Origin of the sequence: Foetidibacter luteolus (assembly GCF_009650435.1) — a bacterium.
Taxonomy (GTDB): Bacteria; Bacteroidota; Bacteroidia; order Chitinophagales; family Chitinophagaceae; genus Foetidibacter; species Foetidibacter luteolus.
In genome coordinates this window covers 12,718-30,869 of record NZ_VVIP01000065.1, presented here as the reverse complement: position 1 = coordinate 30,869, position 18,152 = coordinate 12,718, and the positions used below count along the sequence as shown (strand labels likewise).

Sequence of the window (18,152 nt, the reverse complement as noted above, 5' to 3'; positions counted from 1 at the left end):
AGTATAGCTCAAAGTTTATGGAATGTTGTAGGATTATAAACCGGTTTTACTTTTACAATAACCCATTTTTTAGCTGGCTATCGGCAATTCAAACCAAAAACTGGTACCCTTTCCCATTTCACTCGTTACACTAATATGTGCATGGTGCAGTTCCAGTATTTTCTTCACGATGGCAAGGCCAATGCCCATGCCTTTTTTGGGTGAAGCTTCTCTGTCCAGTTGCTTGTAGCGCTCAAATACAAAAGATTGTTCTTCAGCCGGTATCCCAATACCTGTATCTGCGATTTCTACTTTAACACCCCCGGGCATTGCAGAAAGCTGTATCGTAATGGCGCCGCCACCGGGCGTGAATTTGAAAGCATTGTCCAGCAGATTTTGCAGCACCCTTTCCGTAAGCGCAATATCTGCGAATACGGGAGATAGCCCTGACGGCTTTTCTATCGAAAGACGAATATTCTTTTCCTGTGCCTTCAACTGGTAAGCTGCAATAATATCCGAAGCCAGCTCTTCAAGTAAAAACACTTCTTTTTGTGGTATAATAAGATTGGCTTCAAGTTTGGCATACTGAAAAAGTTGTTCCACGAGCAACGACAGTTTTTTGTTACTGTCAAAAACCACCGAAAGGTACCGGTCCCTTTCTTCCCGGGTAAGATTTTCTTTTTTCATCATCAGGGTTTCAATGTAGCCCTGCATAATGGACAGTGGGGTACGCAGGTCATGCGAAATGTTAGCAATTAACTCCTGCCTGAATTTATCCGTAGCCGATATCTTCTCTATATTATCTACAATTACGTCGGCCATTTCATTAAAGGTGGAAGTAAGTACGCCCAGATTCCCCTTGCCAAAGCCTTCTATGCGGGCAGCATGGTCCCCTTCTTTAAAACGCGTTACTACGCCGGCAATATGGCAGATGCTATCCGTTATCAAAAAGAAAGTAACTATACCCACAATAAATGCCACGAGCAGCGCTGCGAAAAACATATAACTGCTAAGCTTAACAAACAGGTGGCTGTCCAGTGCCCTTAGTATCTCCTGTTGCTTTTCACTGGCAAGCACGGCATATACATAACCGGTCAACTGTTGCCGCTCATATACCGGCGCCACGGAAAAAATACTCAATTCTCCCGGTTGCTTTGGGTTATCGCCCATAGGCCGGCTCATATCATCTGTGCTTAACCACAGCTTTACCTTACTAATATCAACACGATGCATTTGCACCGTTGTATCAGGAACTACATAATCAAGAATATTGCCCGCGGTATCAAGCAAATAAACTTCCACGCTTGGGTTGGCTACCATTGTTGAATGGATGATATCATGCGTTACCGAAGTATCCGGTTTGCCGTTTTTAAAAGGTTGCGTATAAGTGGCAAGGTGACTGGCAATATCACCAAATAATTCCTGGTGGGCGGCTGTATAATAAGTATTCGAAAATTTTGATGCAATCAAAACAAAAACGATCCCCAGCACAATCAGCAGGCCGCTGAAGACAGCGGTTATCTTCCAGAAAAGCAGGTTTCCTCTAATGGTTCTTACTGACATGCCTATAGTTCTTCATTAAACCTGTAGCCGATGCCCCAGGTGGTTAAGATAAATTTCGGGTGCGCCACATCCTGTTCAATCTTGGCCCGCAGGCGGTTGATGTGGCTGTTTACCGTGTGCTCATATCCCTCAAAATCATAACCCCATACCAGGTTCAGCAAACGCTTCCTGCTATAGCTTTTCCCGGGGTTGGAAGCAAGCAGTGTAATAAGCTCAAACTCTTTTGGAGACAGGTCAATACGGTTGTTATTAAGCATTACCTTTCTTTTGTCAATATCAATTTCCAGCCCGCTGCATTTAATCAGGGAGCGATTGGTTTGTTGTTCGTTTGTTTCGGGGCTGGTTTCAGACCTTCTGAAGATGACTTTTACCCTGGCAATAAATTCCCGTACGCTGAAGGGTTTGGTGAGATAATCATCCGCACCGGTTTCAAGCCCCATTACCTTATCAATTTCTTCGGAAAGCGCCGTCAGCATCATGATGGGTGTGTGATGGTCAGCCTGTCTTATTTTGCGGCATATCTCCATGCCGCTGAGGCCCGGTAACATCAGGTCAAGTATGATTAGGTCGAACAGGGAATTCCTGGCAAGTTCCAATGCTTTCTGCCCGTTGCTTTCTGCAAGTACATAACAACCCAGGTCACGGAGGTGTATCGTAAGCAACTCTATGATGTTGGGATCATCTTCTGCTATCAAAACTCTTTTATTGTCCATAGTGTGGTTAAGCAAAATTGAAGAATAAAAACAGATAAAACAGGGCTGTGATACTTTTGTTATCTTTCTGAGACGGCTTTGGGATACCGGTTGGCTTATTTTGCATTATCAAAAAACAAAACCATGAAACTTCTTTTTCCGGGAATTTCCAAACCCTGATAGTTTTACCACATTACCTGCAATCAACAATATCATTAAAGTAACCATTCAATGAAGCATTTCATCATCATTACAGCACTGTTGAACTTAATAGCCGGCAGTCTTACCGCCCAAACAACGGCAGCTATCCGTAAAAAAGAATTTAACATCGAAAAGTCCGGATTAGCCATACAGGGTTATGACCCCGTGGCTTATTTCACTGGTAAAGCAAAAGAAGGCAACGAAAAAATAACCGCCAGTTATAACGGTTTGTTGTACCGGTTTGCATCTGTAGAAAATCAAAAGATTTTCAATGCAACGCCGGAAAAATATGAACCGCAATATGGCGGCTGGTGCGCCTATGCCATGGGTGCCAAAGGTGAAAAAGTTGAAGTGGATCCGGAAACGTTCAAGATTATTAATGGTAAACTATACCTGTTCTATAACAAATTTTTCAATAATACTTTAAAAGCCTGGAACAAAGACGAAGCACGTCTTAAAACAAATGCAGATATTAACTGGAAAAAAATCATACCATGAAAAAAATCATCCTTTCCTGCTTTACCTTGATACTATTTGCCGGTATTGCAAAAGCACAGACCAATGAAATATTTGCCCCGGATGGAAAAGCCATCAGAGGGTACGACCCCGTAGCATTTTATAAAGAACAGAAACCGGTGAAAGGAATAGACAGCCTTGCCTACACCTGGAAAAACGCGACATGGTTTTTTTCTTCTGCCGCTAACCTTGATTCGTTTAAAGCTAACCCCGGGCGATATGCCCCTCAGTATGGAGGATATTGTGCTTACGGAACTTCTGAAGGGCATAAGGCGCCCACGGAAACAGATACATGGACTATTGTAGATGACAAACTTTATTTCAACTATAACACAAAGGTTAAAGAGCGCTGGACAAAAAATCAACAGGAGTTGATTGAAAAAGCCAATGCGCAGTGGCCTTTGATTAAAGACAAACAGTGATGACACAACAACAAAAGAATATTGGCCGCTGGATACTGCGGTTAGTGGCTGCCGTTATAATGCTGCAAACGCTATTTTTTAAGTTCTCGGCAGCACCGGAATCAGTTTATATTTTTTCAGAGTTAGGCATGGAGCCCTGGGGGCGTATAGCAACCGGCGTGCTTGAGCTGCTGGCCTCAGTCCTCATTCTCATTCCGGCATCTACTTCGCTGGGTGCGCTGTTGGGGGCCGGTTTAATGGCTGGGGCGGTTAGCTTTCATCTCACTAAGCTGGGCATTGCAGTACAGGATGATGGTGGCCAGTTATTTGCGTACGCCCTTATAGTACTTTTTTGCTGTGTTGCATTGTTGGTGATATACAAAAAGCAACTGTTGCAATTCATATCTAAGCCTTTTAAAAAAGCAATATAAATACAGCGATAATGAAAACTAAAAAGCAATTGGTATAATTGCGTAAGATTTGAAGCTAGGAGGCTTTAACTGTGGCTTGCGATGGGAGTAAAGCGGTGCCGGAGCTGGCTGCTATGCCAATACGCTGTTACACAGGTAAGGCAGGTAAATAATCAGGGCGCATATGCATGCAAAAATGCCCATAATCAGCACCGCTCCTGCGGCAAGGTCTTTTACATCGCCTATCAATTGGTCGTGCTCTTTTGTAACCCGGTCTGCAAGTTTTTCGATAGCTGTGTTGAAGATTTCGGCCATCATCATCAATCCAATTAACATCAACGTAATAAGCCAATCTGTACGGCTAACCTTCAGCAGTATATTCACAAGTATTACCATAATGGCAGCCGCAAAATGAAAACGCATATTATGTTCATACAACAGCGCTATTATTATCCCACGTATTGCATAGCGATAGCTGGCCAGGTGTTTTTTAATAATGTTCATGTGTTGGTTCTGTTAGGTTACTACATGCGACAAATAAACGAAACTGTAGATGACGATGCAGGCAAATTTTTTTGGGTCAGGTTTCGAAAAAATATTTTGATGTTCACATTTATCGTTGAAGGTATAAACACCAAGTAACCAAAACATGGCTGACACCCAAATATCTATAAAGTCGAACCGCCCGTTCATAAGATGAAAAAGTTGCAATAATTCCAATCCAACCAGCCTTTACTCGGTTCAAAAATTCCCGGGAGAAGACAGGGCTGTTGCATTCTGCTGTAATAATATTTTTTTGGGGGTACCCCCAAGCTATCGCAAGGGGTCGGGCTTTCCGCTCATACTCCGGCACAAAAGCCCTGCTGCGACGGCCTCACCGGGGTATCCGCTTCAATCCCTCACCCTAAAGTGCGGCATGCTGCTTATTTCGTGGGCAGCTTTGTTACAGGTAAATTAAAATGTAACCACTCTGCTGGTGAGGGGCTTAATAATAAAAGGTTACGAATAATTCATAACCTTTTTTGTTTATATCCATGCATTTTTCAGGCACAACGGGCTTAGCCTGGCTTCCTGTAGAAATCAGTTTTTTCAGCCTTTAGTGGCTGATTACCTAAAATAATATCGGCTGCCTTCTCTGCAATCATCATAATGGGGGCATACAGGTTTCCATTTGTTATATACGGCATCACGCTTCCATCTACCACCCGCAAACCCTCAAGGCCATGCACTTTCATGGTTAATGGGTCTATAACAGACATATTATCCGTACCCATGCGACAGGTGCAGGATGGGTGCAAGGCAGTCTCTGAATCACGCCTTACCCAATCCAGGATTTGCTCATCGGTATCAACGGCTGGTCCGGGGGATATTTCACCGCCATTAAACTCGTCCATCGCTGGCTGATTCAGGATTTTTCGGGCACAGCGGATGGCTTCCACCCACTCTTGCCGATCCTGTTCAGTAGAAAGATAATTAAACAGGATGGCCGGTTTTTCTTTTGGATCAGATGACTTGATTTGAATAGACCCACGGGCATCGGAATTCATGGGGCCCACATGCACCTGGTAGCCATGACCTCCCGATGGAGAAGTGCCATCATACCGTATTGCCACTGGCAAAAAGTGAAACTGGAGGTTAGGGTAATCAACTGTTTCATTGCTCCTGATAAACCCTCCCCCCTCAAAGTGATTGGTTGACGCTGGCCCTTTTTTAAACAGCATCCACCGCAAACCAACCCAGGGTTTGTTATACCATTTCAATGCCGGCCATACGCTCACTGGTTTTTTGCAGGCATACTGAATATATACTTCAAGATGATCCTGCAGGTTCTCTCCAACACCCGGAAGATCGTGCAGCACTTCAACCCCTGCCTTTTTCAGGTGTTCCGGATTTCCTATTCCTGACAACTGGAGGATCTGGGGAGAATTAATAGCCCCCCCACAGCAAATAACCTCTCCTGCTGTAACCTTGTGCAAACTGTTTCCTTTCAAAAATTCTACGCCGGTCGCACGGTTTCCCGAGAAGAGAATTTTTGTGGCAAGGGCCCCGCAAATTACTTCCAGGTTTTTCCGTTCTTTTAAAACAGGGTGTAAATATGCGCTTGAGGCAGACCAACGTTTCCCATTCTTGATGTTGCGGTCGAACATGCCAAAACCTTCCTGCTGAAAACCGTTGACATCGTCTGTTAACGGGTAACCTGCTTGTTTAGCAGCGTCAAAGAATGCTTTGAATAAGGGATTGGTGGCAGGCCCGGTTTCGAGATGTAAGGGGCCGCCACCACCACGAAAAAAGTCTGTTCCGGCAGTTCTGTTTTCCGACTTTTTAAAATAAGGAAGGCAATGGGCATAATCCCAGGTTTCCATTCCCGGGTCTTTTGCCCATTTTTCATAGTCCAATGGATTACCACGAATGAAAATCATTCCGTTGATGGAACTGGAACCCCCTAATATTTTTCCACGGGCATGGTATACCCGCCTGTTATTCATGAACGGCTCAGGTTCTGATTGGTATTGCCAGTCATAATATTTACTGCCAATGGGGTAGGTAAGGGCAGCCGGCATATGAAGAAAGATATCCCACCAGGAGTCTTTTCTTCCTGCTTCAAGCACCAATACTTTGTGGCCTGGATTCTCACTCAACCGGTTTGCCAGCACACAACCGGCAGACCCACCTCCAATAATAATTGTATCGAAAACTTTATTCATCTTAATATGGGGATTCTACATTTCCTAATTCTACGTAAACACTTTTTAGCTGGGTATAATGCTGAATAGCGGCAAGGCTGTTCTCCCTGCCCAAACCTGATTGCTTATACCCGCCAAAAGGAAGTTCAATAGGGGTTATATTATAATTATTGATCCAGCAGGTACCTGCCTGCAATTGGTGAATTACCCGGTGGCCACGTTTGATATCATTGGTGAATACACCGGCTGACAATCCAAACTCAGTATTATTAGCCCTTGCAATCACCTCTTCTTCTGAGTCAAAACTGAGAATAGAAAGTACCGGCCCAAAAATTTCTTCCCTGCAAATTTCCATCGAGTCATCACAATTCGTAAAAATGGCCGGGGTAAGAAAATTGCCGGAAGTAATATCACGTCCTTTAAAATCTTTTTCAGGTCTTATACCGCCGGTTAATAAGGTTGCGCCTGAAGCTTTTCCGGAATCAATAAACCGGGATACTTTTTCCAGGTGCGCTTTACTGATTAGTGCGCCCATCTGGGTATCGGGATCTGCGGGATCTCCTATCCTGATTTTTTCAGTCCGCTCTTTTAGCTGCACTAAAAAAGCATCCAAAATTTGTTGCTGTACAAATACTCTTGTGCCGTTCGAACAAACTTCGCCCTGAGTATAAAAATTGGCGAGCATGGCTGCTGATACCGCATTAGGTATATCGGCATCTTCAAAAACAATCAGCGGAGATTTTCCGCCCAACTCAAGCGTTACCTTCTTTAATTGGTTTGCGGCGCCGGCAAGTATTTTTTTCCCGGTTGGTACGGAACCTGTCAATGAAATTTTTGCTATGCGGGGATGCCCTGTTAACATAGCCCCAACCCTGCCATCCCCTTGAACTACATTAAACAAACCGGGAGGGGCGCCGGCTTCCATAAAAGCTTTCGCTAATTCCAGTGCCGTTGCCGGGGTAAGTTCAGATGGTTTAAAAATCATTGCGTTGCCGCAGGCCAAAGCTGGTGCAGCCTTCCACGCAGCAATCTGTATTGGGTAGTTCCATGCACCTATTCCCGCACAAACGCCTAAAGGCTCAGGCCGTGTATAGCCAAAGGCGTTTTTCAAATCAACATAATCCCCATGTATCGTGGCTGCCATCCCCCCAAAATATTCCAGGGCATCGGCAGCGGAACTAACGTCAACCGCCAGCGATTCCGAAATCGGTTTTCCAACATCCTGTGTTTCCAGCAATGCAATTTGCTCCAGCCTGTACCTTAAAATTTCGGCTGTCTTTAATAAAACCCGGCCACGTTCTGCCCCGGTTTTGTTCCTCCATATATGGAAAGCTTTTTCAGATGAATTCACCGCGGCTTCAATGTCCTCATCCTTGGCCTGGTAAACTTCTCCCAGCGGCGTATTATCGGCTGGGTTATAGTTTATCCAGGATTCCCTGTTAGAACCTGCAGTTAATGCGCCATCTATAAACTGAGTGTACACCATACGTTTTTCATTATTGTCCAACTGAATTTTTGAGAATGCTTTCTGGCAAGGGTTTAAACTTGCTCCTTTTGCAGGGAAGGTTGGGGTGAGATCTTTGAAAGTCTTTTGTTTTTATTTAATTTATAATAGTGAATAAACACTCCAATGCAAACCAGGGCAGCCGTATAAATCCATGCTGCATATTGGTTATACCATTCAAAACCATAAGTCGCAGTCCTGGGCCATGAAACATTTATCACCATAAAACTGCTCCATATAACGGCTAATATATTAACTGGCAATCCCCACTTACCCAAACTGAATTTTGCATCCATATTTACTCCCTTCCTTGCAGATGCAATCCTGTTTTTCAGTTGAACGGCAACTACTATCCAATAGGCCAGATTAGCCCAGAGTATAGCCATAGAGGTAACCAACTCAAAAACTTTCGGAAATTGAATGTTCACCACCAGGATAATGATGGCGAGCAATCCACAAAGCAGGGTGGCTAAAACGGGCACCTGGCTTTTAGAAGAAACTTCCGATAACGATTTACTAAAAGGCATGCGCCCATCACGTCCCATGGCAAACATTAATCTTACAGCCCCGGAATGCACGGCAAAGGTGCACACTATGATGGCAAAAATCACAATGCAAAGAAAAAGATTGCCCATTGTTGCACCCAGTACAGATTTCACCAACATCGGTAAGCCGCCCTGTATGTTTCCCAAATCGGGCAAACCCAAATCCGGCGCTGCCATCAGGGCAAAAAGTAACACGAATAGCCCGGCAGTTCCGGCGGCAATCAGCGCCTGCAGTATAGCCCGGGGGGCTTTTTTACGGGGCTCATGTGTTTCTTCTGCCAATGTTCCGGCGGTATCAAACCCATACAAAACATAAGAGGCTGTCAGGGCAGCCGCGGCCATTAAAACCGTCAGGTCAGGAAAAGACTTCAATGCAGCTCCGCTGTTTTGAATATTAACAACAGCATCTAACGGAGACCTTACCCTGCTTAAGAACAGCAGGACTATCAGGATTACAATTCCGATCAACTCGGTAAATACGCCGATGTTATTTATCACGGCCAGCAACTTTATGCCTTTAACATTAATTATGGTGCTTATAACAATCAGGATAGAACCCAGTAAAATGGCGTTTACCGCAATAGACTTGGGGTCGTTTAAAGTTCCGATAATCTGGAAGGAGCTTGAAATTTGTGGCAGGCTCACCTGCAGTGCCATCGCCACGGCAGCAAGCGTAACAATAAGGCAGGCCAGGTAAATCCAGCCTGTCATCCATCCCAGGAAAGGGTTTCCGGTAAACTTTGCCCATTGGTACACCCCGCCGGATAATGGAAACCGGGAAGCCAGTTCTGCAAAGCAAAGCGCCACCAGCAATTGGCCAATTAACACAAAAGGCCAGGTCCAGAAAAACGCGGGCCCGGCAACCCCATAACCTAAATGAAACATCTGGAAAAGGCCTGTAAGAATTGAAATGTAAGAAAAGCCTGCAGCAAAACTGGAGAAGCTGCCCATGGAACGCTTTAACTCCTGGCGGTAGCCAAAACTGGCCAGGTCATTATTATCAGTAACGGGGGAATCCTTCATGTTTGAGTTAGATTTTGTTTTCAATATGGGTACTTATGTTACTTTGATAAACAAATTTTTAAAAACTGTGAAATACAGTTCTTAGGTACCGGCCCCGGTTTTCCATGGCGACTTCGTTGCGTCGCAATCACTTTATCGTTCAGTTCATTGGGCAACAGTTCAGCCCTTATAGACTAATAAGCACAAAAACTTTCCCGGTAAAATCTAATGATGGGGTACGCTGGTTCAATTTCTCCATGCCGTTGATTTTTTTTGGCCTTCACTCGAATGGAATATTGAATAGCAAACTTATCTTTATGTTTTAGTTAAGTTTTTATATCTAGCCCCCAAATTACAAAAAAATCAGTATGTCCTTTTCCGGAATAGACCCAAATTTTACTTTACCTCCGCGCTTTTATACGAGCACAGAAATTTTTGAGGAGGAGCTTGAGCGGATTTTTTACAGCCGCTGGATTTATGTGGCTTGCGAAGCGGATCTTCCAAAGCCAGGTGATTATATCACTTTAAAAATTGGCACCCGGTCCTTTTTTTTACAGCGTACAGAAAGTGGGGAAGTGCATGGATTTTACAATGTATGCCGCCATCGCGGCCATGAACTGGTGCAGGGCGAAACAGGCAACTGCCGGCGGCTCATCTGTCCTTACCACAACTGGACATACGACCTTAACGGAAATCTAAAGCATGCCCGCGGTATGGATGCTGATTTTCCAAAAGAAGATTTCGGTTTGAATCCAATAGAGGTTGCCGTGATTGGTGGCCTTATTTATGTTTGCCTTAGCTCACCCGCACCCGCTGATATTGAACAGGTGCGCAGCATGCTTACTCCGTATCTCGCTCCTTATGAATTGCCAAAAACTAAAATAGCCTGCCAGAAAGATATTATTGAAGCCTGCAACTGGAAACTGGTGATAGAAAATAACCGTGAGTGCCTGCATTGTACCAGCAACCATCCTGAACTGCTGGTGCCACTTTACAGCTCCGGCTTTGGCAAGGGGCTGGACAAGGATAATGTACAGCCTGATGAGCGGCGTTTCCAGGAAAAGCTCCAGGAAAAAGAAAGAGAATGGGAAAACCTCGGCCTTCCTTATGAATTAATAGAATTTCCCGATAACCTGTGGTTCCGCACCGTCCGGTTGCCATTGGCCAATCAATGTATCTCCCACACTTTAAAACCCGAACACGCTTGCAAAAAGCTGCTTGGTAACTTTAAAAAGCCCGAAGGCAGTGGCCTTTCCTTGTGGACACATCCCAATTCCTGGAACCACTTTTTAAGCGACCATATTGTCACCTTCGCGGTCTTTCCTCTTTCAGTTGACAAAACCCTGGTGCGTACCAAGTGGCTTGTGGCTGCAGATGCGGTGGAAGGCGTTGACTATGATCTGGAAAACCTGACCCACGTTTGGACCCAGACCAATGCACAGGACCAAAGCCTGGCAGAAGGCACTTACCGTGGCATTTGCTCTGGTGGCTATATGCCCGGCCCGCTGGCTGACGAAGAATACCTCGTAAAACAATTTCTTTCCTGGTATAGCGATCAACTCACTGAAACTCCCGTACACTAATGCCAAAAATTATAATTATCGGAGCCGGTATCGTTGGCTGTTCATTAGCCGACGAACTCACAGAACGCGGCTATACTGACGTAATCGTTATTGAAAAAGGGCCACTTTGGGCTCCTGGCGGTTCCACATCACATGCCCCCGGCGTTGTTTTCCAAACCAATGGTTCTCGTACCATGGCGCTGTTTGCCCGCCAAACCGTTGAAAAATTGCATAGTACGCAGTATAACGGCGAGACTTGTTTCCTCAAGGTAGGCAGCCTGGAACTTGCAACTACGCCGGAGCGTTTGGCCGACCTTCATCGCAGGGCAGGATTAGCTATTGCTGTTGGCATCAATGCCCGTGTTATATCTCGGGATGAGGCGTTGAAATTACATCCACTGCTTGTTCAGGATAAATTACTGGGCGCACTCTATGTACCTGATGATGGCATTGCCCGGGCCAAACTTGCTGACGAAGTGATGGGGCAGCGTGCCATCAGCCGCGGTGCAAAATTTATTGCAAACTGCGAGGTTATCGGCATTGATCAGAGTGAAGGTCGCGTTACAGGTGTTCAAACTACACAAGGCTCATTCCCTGCAGATATTATTGTTTCCTGCGCCGGAATATGGGGCCCAAAGATTGGAGCGATGGTAGGCATGTCGAAGGCAATACAACCCCTGGCGCACCAGCTTTGCTACACGGCGCCTATGACTGAACTGGCAGATTACAAAACTGAAGCTGAATTGCCCGTGCTCCGTCACCAGGGTTCTGATCTTTATTTTAAACAAAGGGGGCAAAGCCTCGCAGTTGGCTGGTATGGGCACCGCCCTCTTCCCGTTAAAGCTGAGGACATTCTTCCCAATGAACAGGCTGAAATAATGCCCAGCCAGATGCCATTCACTCCCGAAGAGTGGAAAGGCGCTATGGAAGGTTCCATTGAGGTTATTCCTGCCTTGAAGGACGCTGAGATTGCTGAGTCAATGAATGGACTTTTCTCCTTCACGGTGGACAATTTCCCTTTAATGGGCGAATGGTCTGGGTTAAAAGGCTTCTGGGTGGCAGAAGCAGTATGGATTACCCATGGGTGCGGTGTGGCAAGGGCAATGGCTGAATGGATTGTCAATGGTCACCCCACACTGGCCGTACATGAATGTGATGTAAACCGGTTTGAAGCCCACCAGTTAGGTTCACAACATATTGAAGAACGTGGTTCGCAGAACTATATTGAAGTATATGATCTCCTGCATCCCCTGCAGCCGATGGAATCGCCACGTCCGTTACGCACCACTGGTTTTTACCAACGCCAGCAGGAACTCGGTGGCTTTTTCCTGGAAGCTGCCGGTTATGAGCGGCCGCAGTGGTATGAAGCAAACGCCGGCCTGCTTGCTAATTATGATATTCCGTCGAGGGATGAATGGAGTTCAAAATTCTGGTCGCCCATCATCGGTGCTGAGGCACTTGCAGTGAGGGAGGGTGTGGGCTTGTTCGATATCACCACCCTAAAACGCATTGAGGTTATTGGTAAAGGTGCATTAGAGTTTCTGGAGCGATTGACAACGGGCAACCTGCGCAAGAAACCGGGCTCAATTACCTATTGCCTGCTGCTAAACGAAAACGCCGGTATCATGAGTGACGTCACTGTTATGCGGCGTGGCGAGCATGACTTTTTTATCGGCGTAAACAGCAATATTGATATCAATTACCTAAAACTGGAGGCGCCGGATACTGTGCATGTCAAAGACATCACGGCAGGTACCGTTGCCCTGGGCCTGTTTGGACCCAAGTCCCGTGAACTTGCCCAGTCCTTGACCAGGGATAACCTGAGCAATGAGGCGCTTGGATATTTTAAGCTGAAGCACACTTATCTTGGCCATGTACCGGTAATGCTCGCCAGGCTCTCCTACGTCGGCGAACTGGGATATGAAATCTATACCACCGCCGACTTTGCGCTGAAACTATGGGACACGCTGTGGCAGGCAGGAAAGCAATACGGACTCATTGCGGCTGGCCGTGGAGCATTCAACTCCATGCGCCTGGAAAAAGGATACCGCAGTTACGGAACGGATATGAACAGTGAGCACAATCCACACGAAGCCGGACTGTCCTTTGCAGTGCGTAAAGGTGGTGGGCATAAAGGTGCAGAGGCGTTCAATGAAATAGATAAGAATGCACTGAGCAAACGATTGGTGTGCCTGGTACTTGAAAATCCTGAGCATGTGGTGCTGGGTAAAGAGCCTGTCCTGCATCAGGGCAATGTTGTTGGGTATGTTACCAGTTCCTACTTCGGCCATACTATCGGTAAGCAACTCGCTTATGCCTGGGTGCCCGCAGAACTGAGTAAGCAGGGCACCGAACTCACTATCAGGTATTTTGACAACGATTACCCGGCCATCGTTGGCCAGGACCCACAGTTCGATCCTCAAATGACAAGATTAAAATCATGACGAACACGAACGATATATTACCCCCCGGCACCATTGGGCGAAGACGGGCCGCGGCTCTCCCCGAGCAGCCACCTCAGCTTTGGAAAAATGTGAAGCCGAAAAAAGCATACAATGCAGTTATAGTTGGCGGTGGTGGTCATGGACTTTCCACTGCTTATTACCTCGCAAAGAACCATGGCCTTACTAATATTGCGGTATTGGAGAAAGGCTGGCTTGCCGGAGGTAACACGGCCCGCAACACCACCATCATCCGCTCTAATTATCTGTGGGATGAATCGGCGGCCATTTACGAGCACTCACTAAAACTGTGGGAAACACTGGAGGAAGACCTCGGTTACGAAATGTTCTTTAGCCAGCGTGGTGTGCTTACACTTGCCCATTCGGTGAGTGATGTGCGGTCGAAAAAACGGAACTTCTATGCGAATGCACTCAACGCCATAGACAGCGAATGGCTCACGCCGGAAGAGGTGAAGAAGCTGGTGCCCATTATCAATATCAGCCCGGATGTGCGGTACCCCGTGCATGGTGCTACTTACCAGCCTCGTGGCGGCATCGCCAAACACGATTGGGTAGCCTGGGGTTATGCGAAAGCGGCGAGCGACCTTGGGGTAGATATTATCCAGGGTTGTGAAGTAACAGGTTTTGACATCCACAACAATAAGGTGCAGGGTGTACACACTTCGCTGGGCACTATTGCTGCGGGTAAAGTGGGTCTTGTAGGGGCGGGTCATTCCTCGCTGTTGGCGAATTTTGCAGGCTTTTCCATTCCAATACAAAGCAGGCCATTGCAGGCGCTGGTTAGTCCGTTGCTTGAACAGGTACTCAACACCGTGGTCATGAGCGGGGCAGTACATGTTTATGTAAGCCAGGCGCACAAGGGTGAGCTGGTGATGGGGGCTGGCACCGACGCCTTTAACTCCTACGCACAACGCGGCGGCTTCCATGTCATCGAACATCAGTTGGCGGCTGCGTTGGAATTGTTCCCTATTTTCTCCCGTGCACAGGTGCTGAGGACCTGGGGCGGCATCGTTGATATTGCTCCTGATGCTTCGCCTATTATTGGTACCACCCCGGTAGAAAACCTGTTCATCAACTGTGGTTGGGGAACAGGTGGTTTCAAAGCCACGCCTGGTTCGGGTTGGGTTATGGCTTACACCATTGCTCACGGCGCCCCACACGAATTGAACCGGCCTTTTGCGCTTGACCGTTTTGTGACTGGTCATCTGATTGACGAACATGGAGCGGCAGGGGTAGCCCACTAAAGCACTTAATGCTTTGAAACTGTTTGAGTTTCGTTTTGAAGATTTTATACAAGCCTGAAGTCGCCATTATAATTGAACGATCAAGTGCTTGCGACGCAACAGGCGATACCATGAAAAACTACTGCTGGTATCCAAATGAATCATTTTTTAAAAGCCCTTTAATTTTTTTGTTACCGACAATTGTATTTCATGGCATCGTTCCTTGTGTCACTCACTTGTACTGCAGTACAGATGGCATCATTGATACACGAAACCGGCTTTCTGTTAAAACGAAAGATCGGAGGTAGCCACAAAAACTTATAATATGCTGAACATTCCTTGCCCCCATTGCGGACTGCGCAACGAAACTGAGTTCCACTACGGAGCTGAGGCTGGGGTAGCCTATCCGGATCCCAATACGCTGACTGACAGCGAATGGGCGAAATACCTGCACATACGTGCCAACCCCAAGGGCTGGCTTGCTGAACGCTGGGTGCATTTTGCAGGATGTGGCCGGTGGTTTAATTTATGGCGCAATACCATTACCCACGAAATCGGGCCGGTATATCTTCCGTTTACCACACAACCAAAAATGCCGGGTAATACCGTGCAGGAGGGCCCGGGCAAATGAGCGAAATTATTTTCAGCTTTGATGATAAAATGTATAAAGGGCAGCATGGTGAGCCGCTGGCGGCTGCCTTATTGCGCAACGGCTTGCTGTCTATAACCAACAGCACCTATCATGGCCGTCCGCGTGGTGTTGTGGGATTAGGTGTTGAAGAACCCAATGCACTTGTGCAATTGGTGTCAGGCACGCAGGAGTCAATGCTGCCTGCCACTGTTATTGAAGTGGCGGAAGGATTGTCTGCACGCAGCCTTACCGGTATTGGCGCCCTGCCCGACGCCCCGGATGAAGCACGGTACGACAAGACCAATTGCTATGTGGATACATTGGTTATAGGGGCCGGGCTTGCAGGACTTAAAGCTGCCGGTGAGGAGCTTCGTGCAGGCCGTGAAGTTTTGCTGATAGACGACCAGCCAGGGCCTGGCGGTCATCTCCGGCATCTTGGGGCGGGATTACCATCGGCACTACAGGATGTTCTTGCACACCAAAACCTCACTTACCTGAGCAGGTGCACTGCTACCGGCTTATACGATCAGAATTATGTTATTGCCATTGAACGACGAAGCGACCACCTTGGTAGCGCAGCACCAGCTAACCGTGCCCGTATCCGCGTCTGGCATATCCGTGCCGGTCAAATTGTGTTGACCCCAGGTGCTTTTCAACGCCCATTAATCTTTGCAAATAACGACAGGCCGGGCATTATGCTCTCCCATGCGGCAGCAACCTATGTTACGGTTAATGGTGTGCGGATATTCAGGACTGCCGTGGTTACAACTGTTGACAACCAGGGGTATCGTGATGCGCTGAGGTTGCACAATGCAGGAGTACAGGTACAAGCCATTTATGATGCACGGCCCGGGGCTAAAGGTTCCAGCGTTGATGCGGCAAGCGCAGCAGGAATTCCAATCCGTTTCCGGGCTGCTGTTCTCGACACGGCCAGCAATGCGGAAGGGGCTTTGCATAGTGTTACAATACAAGACCTTGATACAAAGGATGCATTTGAAATAACTGCTGATCTGCTCGCCGTATCCGGCGGCTGGACCCCAATCGTTGACCTGGCCACCCACATTGGCATTAAGCCAAAGTGGAGCGAGGAGCATGCAGCCTTTCTTGTAAACCATTTTACAGACAAGCTTCGTACTGCCGGTATGCTGGCCGGCGACTTCGGCGGTGATGACGACCCATCGGTATTCTTTGGGCCGGCGCTTGACGCTGAACAGGCCCGTTACGCTTACATTGACCTGCAGCGTGATGCAACGCTGCATGACCTGCGCCGTGGCGTAGGGGCAGGCTTATCCAGCATTGAACATATTAAACGCTATACTACCATTGGTACCGCACACGACCAGGGCAAGACCAGCGGCATGCTTACCATCGGGGCGCTTTGCCAGCTTGGTGATGCAGGGCAAGGCGGCAAGCCTGGATTGTCACCCGCTGATGTAGGTACACTTTCCTTCCGTCCACCGTATGTGCCCATACCTTTTGTTGCGCTTGCCGGGCGGGAAAGAGGAGAGTTGTCTGACCCTATCCGCATCACACCGTTGCATCAATGGCATGTGGAAGCTGGCGCCGTGTTTGAGGACGTCGGTCAATGGAAGCGGCCCTGGTATTTTGCGAAGCCGGGTGAAAGTATGGAAGATGCTGTTCGGCGAGAGTGCATTGCAGCAAGGGAGGGAGTGGCCGTAATGGATGCTTCTACGCTTGGAAAGATAGATATCCAGGGCCCAGATGCTGCCGTTTTCCTGGACCGCATCTATACAAATATGTTCTCCACATTACCGGAGGGGCAGTGCCGCTATGGATTGATGTGTAAGGCTGACGGTATTGTGTTTGATGACGGTGTTACTACCAGGCTCGGTAAGAACCATTTCCTGATGACTACTACAACCGGCGGTGCTGCCAGGGTGCTGGCATGGCTGGAAGAGTGGCTGCAGACGGAATGGCCTGACCTGAAAGTCTACTGCACTTCTGTAACAGAACATATTTCCACCATTGCACTGGTAGGCCCTAAGAGCAGGCAGCTTCTTTCGGAGTTGGTTACTGATATTGATCTCTCGAAGGATGCATTTCCCTTTATGCACAGCCGGATGGCGACAATTGATGGCATACCTGTGCGTATTGCCCGTATCTCTTTTTCCGGAGAGCTGGCATTTGAGGTTAATGCTGAATGGGGTTATGCCCGGTATATCTGGGAAAGACTGTGGGCACTTGGACGAAGCTATGACCTGACTGCTTATGGCACAGAGACCATGCACGTATTGCGGGCTGAAAAAGGTTATATTATTATAGGGCAGGACACCGATGGAACGCAAACGCCACATGATTTAAACATGTCCTGGATTGTCTCCAAAAAGAAAGAGTTCATTGGAAAGCGCTCTTTCCAGTTACCTTACCTGAAAGCTACGGGGAGGCCACAGCTTGTTGGCTTGCTGCCGGAGGATGGCGACGAAGTCATACCGGAGGGAGCATACATTACCGCACTTAATGCCCGGCCGGATGAACATGGTAAAATTCCTCATACAGGTTTTGTGACCAGTTCTTATTATTCCCCGGCGCTTGGGCGTGCATTTGCATTGGCACTTGTAGCCGATGGCCTGAGCCGGATGGGAGAAATGGTTGACGTACCCATTGGAAAAAAACTGCTTAGTGCCACTATTTGTGATGCTGTATTCATAGACAAAGAAAATATCAGAAGGGACTAAGCAGCTAATGCGTTAACTGAAGATTTTTAACCAGGCAACTATAAATTGCTCAACGAAAACGCCACGAAAACTAAAAGCTGG

Annotated in this window: 14 protein-coding genes; 8 read left to right on the top strand and 6 right to left on the bottom strand. The window is 47.3% G+C overall.

What is annotated here, in order from left to right; translation table 11 throughout:
- Window positions 1–69: 69 nt before the first annotated feature.
- Entirely contained in the window at window positions 70–1,542 is a 1,473-nt protein-coding gene (locus tag F0364_RS21415) for a sensor histidine kinase (protein ID WP_153799863.1), read from the bottom strand.
- A 2-nt stretch (window positions 1,543–1,544) separates the two neighbouring features.
- Window positions 1,545–2,255 (bottom strand): response regulator transcription factor, encoded by a 711-nt coding sequence (locus F0364_RS21410; protein WP_153799862.1) that lies wholly within the window; start codon window positions 2,253–2,255, stop codon window positions 1,545–1,547.
- Between the two features lie 210 nt (window positions 2,256–2,465).
- Here F0364_RS21410 and F0364_RS21405 point away from each other — a divergent pair, with 210 nt between their 5' ends.
- Genes F0364_RS21405 through F0364_RS21395 form a run of 3 tightly spaced genes read left to right on the top strand, consistent with a single transcriptional unit; the run spans window position 2,466 to window position 3,783 of the window.
- Complete coding sequence (locus F0364_RS21405) at window positions 2,466–2,933, top strand: YHS domain-containing (seleno)protein (protein ID WP_153799861.1); 468 nt, start codon at window positions 2,466–2,468, stop codon at window positions 2,931–2,933.
- Window positions 2,930–3,373 carry a YHS domain-containing (seleno)protein gene (locus F0364_RS21400; RefSeq protein ID WP_153799860.1) on the top strand — a complete coding sequence of 148 codons (444 nt, stop codon included), beginning with the start codon at window positions 2,930–2,932 and terminating at the stop codon, window positions 3,371–3,373. Before F0364_RS21405 ends, F0364_RS21400 begins: the two co-directional genes overlap by 4 nt.
- A complete protein-coding gene (locus F0364_RS21395) occupies window positions 3,373–3,783 on the top strand; it encodes a DoxX family protein (RefSeq protein ID WP_153799859.1) in 411 nt (136 codons plus the stop codon). Before F0364_RS21400 ends, F0364_RS21395 begins: the two co-directional genes overlap by 1 nt.
- Before the next feature lie 111 nt (window positions 3,784–3,894).
- On the opposite strand, the gene F0364_RS21390 is transcribed toward F0364_RS21395, so the two are convergent.
- The 4 genes from F0364_RS21390 to F0364_RS21375 form a co-directional block, all read right to left on the bottom strand.
- Window positions 3,895–4,266: a diacylglycerol kinase family protein gene (locus F0364_RS21390; RefSeq protein WP_153799858.1), complete on the bottom strand. Its 372-nt coding sequence runs from the start codon at window positions 4,264–4,266 to the stop codon at window positions 3,895–3,897.
- Window positions 4,267–4,820: 554 nt separating this feature from the next.
- Window positions 4,821–6,467 (bottom strand): choline dehydrogenase, encoded by a 1,647-nt coding sequence (gene betA, locus F0364_RS21385; RefSeq protein ID WP_153799857.1) that lies wholly within the window; start codon window positions 6,465–6,467, stop codon window positions 4,821–4,823.
- 1 nt (window position 6,468) lies between these two features.
- Complete coding sequence (gene betB, locus F0364_RS21380; protein ID WP_207632819.1) at window positions 6,469–7,953, bottom strand: betaine-aldehyde dehydrogenase; 1,485 nt, start codon at window positions 7,951–7,953, stop codon at window positions 6,469–6,471.
- A gap of 32 nt (window positions 7,954–7,985) precedes the next feature.
- The gene (locus F0364_RS21375) at window positions 7,986–9,518 is read right to left on the bottom strand and encodes an amino acid permease (RefSeq protein ID WP_153799856.1); all 1,533 of its coding nucleotides are present in this window, start codon (window positions 9,516–9,518) and stop codon (window positions 7,986–7,988) included.
- A 347-nt stretch (window positions 9,519–9,865) separates the two neighbouring features.
- Here F0364_RS21375 and F0364_RS21370 point away from each other — a divergent pair, with 347 nt between their 5' ends.
- The 5 genes from F0364_RS21370 (at window position 9,866) to F0364_RS21350 (ending at window position 18,071) form a co-directional block, all read left to right on the top strand.
- Window positions 9,866–11,080, top strand: a complete 1,215-nt coding sequence (locus tag F0364_RS21370; RefSeq protein WP_153799855.1) for an aromatic ring-hydroxylating oxygenase subunit alpha — start codon at window positions 9,866–9,868, stop codon at window positions 11,078–11,080.
- Window positions 11,080–13,503: a GcvT family protein gene (locus F0364_RS21365; RefSeq protein WP_153799854.1), complete on the top strand. Its 2,424-nt coding sequence runs from the start codon at window positions 11,080–11,082 to the stop codon at window positions 13,501–13,503. Before F0364_RS21370 ends, F0364_RS21365 begins: the two co-directional genes overlap by 1 nt.
- On the top strand, window positions 13,500–14,765 hold the full coding sequence (locus F0364_RS21360) for a sarcosine oxidase subunit beta family protein (protein WP_153799853.1): 1,266 nt from the start codon (window positions 13,500–13,502) through the stop codon (window positions 14,763–14,765). Before F0364_RS21365 ends, F0364_RS21360 begins: the two co-directional genes overlap by 4 nt.
- A gap of 304 nt (window positions 14,766–15,069) precedes the next feature.
- A complete protein-coding gene (locus F0364_RS21355) occupies window positions 15,070–15,375 on the top strand; it encodes a sarcosine oxidase subunit delta (RefSeq protein WP_153799852.1) in 306 nt (101 codons plus the stop codon).
- Complete coding sequence (locus F0364_RS21350; RefSeq protein WP_153799851.1) at window positions 15,372–18,071, top strand: glycine cleavage T C-terminal barrel domain-containing protein; 2,700 nt, start codon at window positions 15,372–15,374, stop codon at window positions 18,069–18,071. The genes F0364_RS21355 and F0364_RS21350 overlap by 4 nt, the downstream gene beginning before the upstream one ends.
- The last annotated feature ends 81 nt before the right edge of the window (window positions 18,072–18,152 follow it).

What these genes read in the sequence shown, in the direction of transcription:
- betA (WP_153799857.1), bottom strand. Translation starts at nt 6,467, where the DNA reads ATGAATAAAGTTTTCGATACAATTATTATTGGAGGTGGGTCTGCCGGT.
- F0364_RS21375 (WP_153799856.1), bottom strand. Translation starts at nt 9,518, where the DNA reads ATGAAGGATTCCCCCGTTACTGATAATAATGACCTGGCCAGTTTTGGC.
- F0364_RS21415 (WP_153799863.1), bottom strand. Translation starts at nt 1,542, where the DNA reads ATGTCAGTAAGAACCATTAGAGGAAACCTGCTTTTCTGGAAGATAACC.
- F0364_RS21355 (WP_153799852.1), top strand. Translation starts at nt 15,070, where the DNA reads ATGCTGAACATTCCTTGCCCCCATTGCGGACTGCGCAACGAAACTGAG.
- F0364_RS21410 (WP_153799862.1), bottom strand. Translation starts at nt 2,255, where the DNA reads ATGGACAATAAAAGAGTTTTGATAGCAGAAGATGATCCCAACATCATA.
- F0364_RS21370 (WP_153799855.1), top strand. Translation starts at nt 9,866, where the DNA reads ATGTCCTTTTCCGGAATAGACCCAAATTTTACTTTACCTCCGCGCTTT.
- F0364_RS21365 (WP_153799854.1), top strand. Translation starts at nt 11,080, where the DNA reads ATGCCAAAAATTATAATTATCGGAGCCGGTATCGTTGGCTGTTCATTA.
- F0364_RS21405 (WP_153799861.1), top strand. Translation starts at nt 2,466, where the DNA reads ATGAAGCATTTCATCATCATTACAGCACTGTTGAACTTAATAGCCGGC.
- F0364_RS21390 (WP_153799858.1), bottom strand. Translation starts at nt 4,266, where the DNA reads ATGAACATTATTAAAAAACACCTGGCCAGCTATCGCTATGCAATACGT.
- F0364_RS21400 (WP_153799860.1), top strand. Translation starts at nt 2,930, where the DNA reads ATGAAAAAAATCATCCTTTCCTGCTTTACCTTGATACTATTTGCCGGT.
- F0364_RS21360 (WP_153799853.1), top strand. Translation starts at nt 13,500, where the DNA reads ATGACGAACACGAACGATATATTACCCCCCGGCACCATTGGGCGAAGA.
- F0364_RS21395 (WP_153799859.1), top strand. Translation starts at nt 3,373, where the DNA reads ATGACACAACAACAAAAGAATATTGGCCGCTGGATACTGCGGTTAGTG.
- F0364_RS21350 (WP_153799851.1), top strand. Translation starts at nt 15,372, where the DNA reads ATGAGCGAAATTATTTTCAGCTTTGATGATAAAATGTATAAAGGGCAG.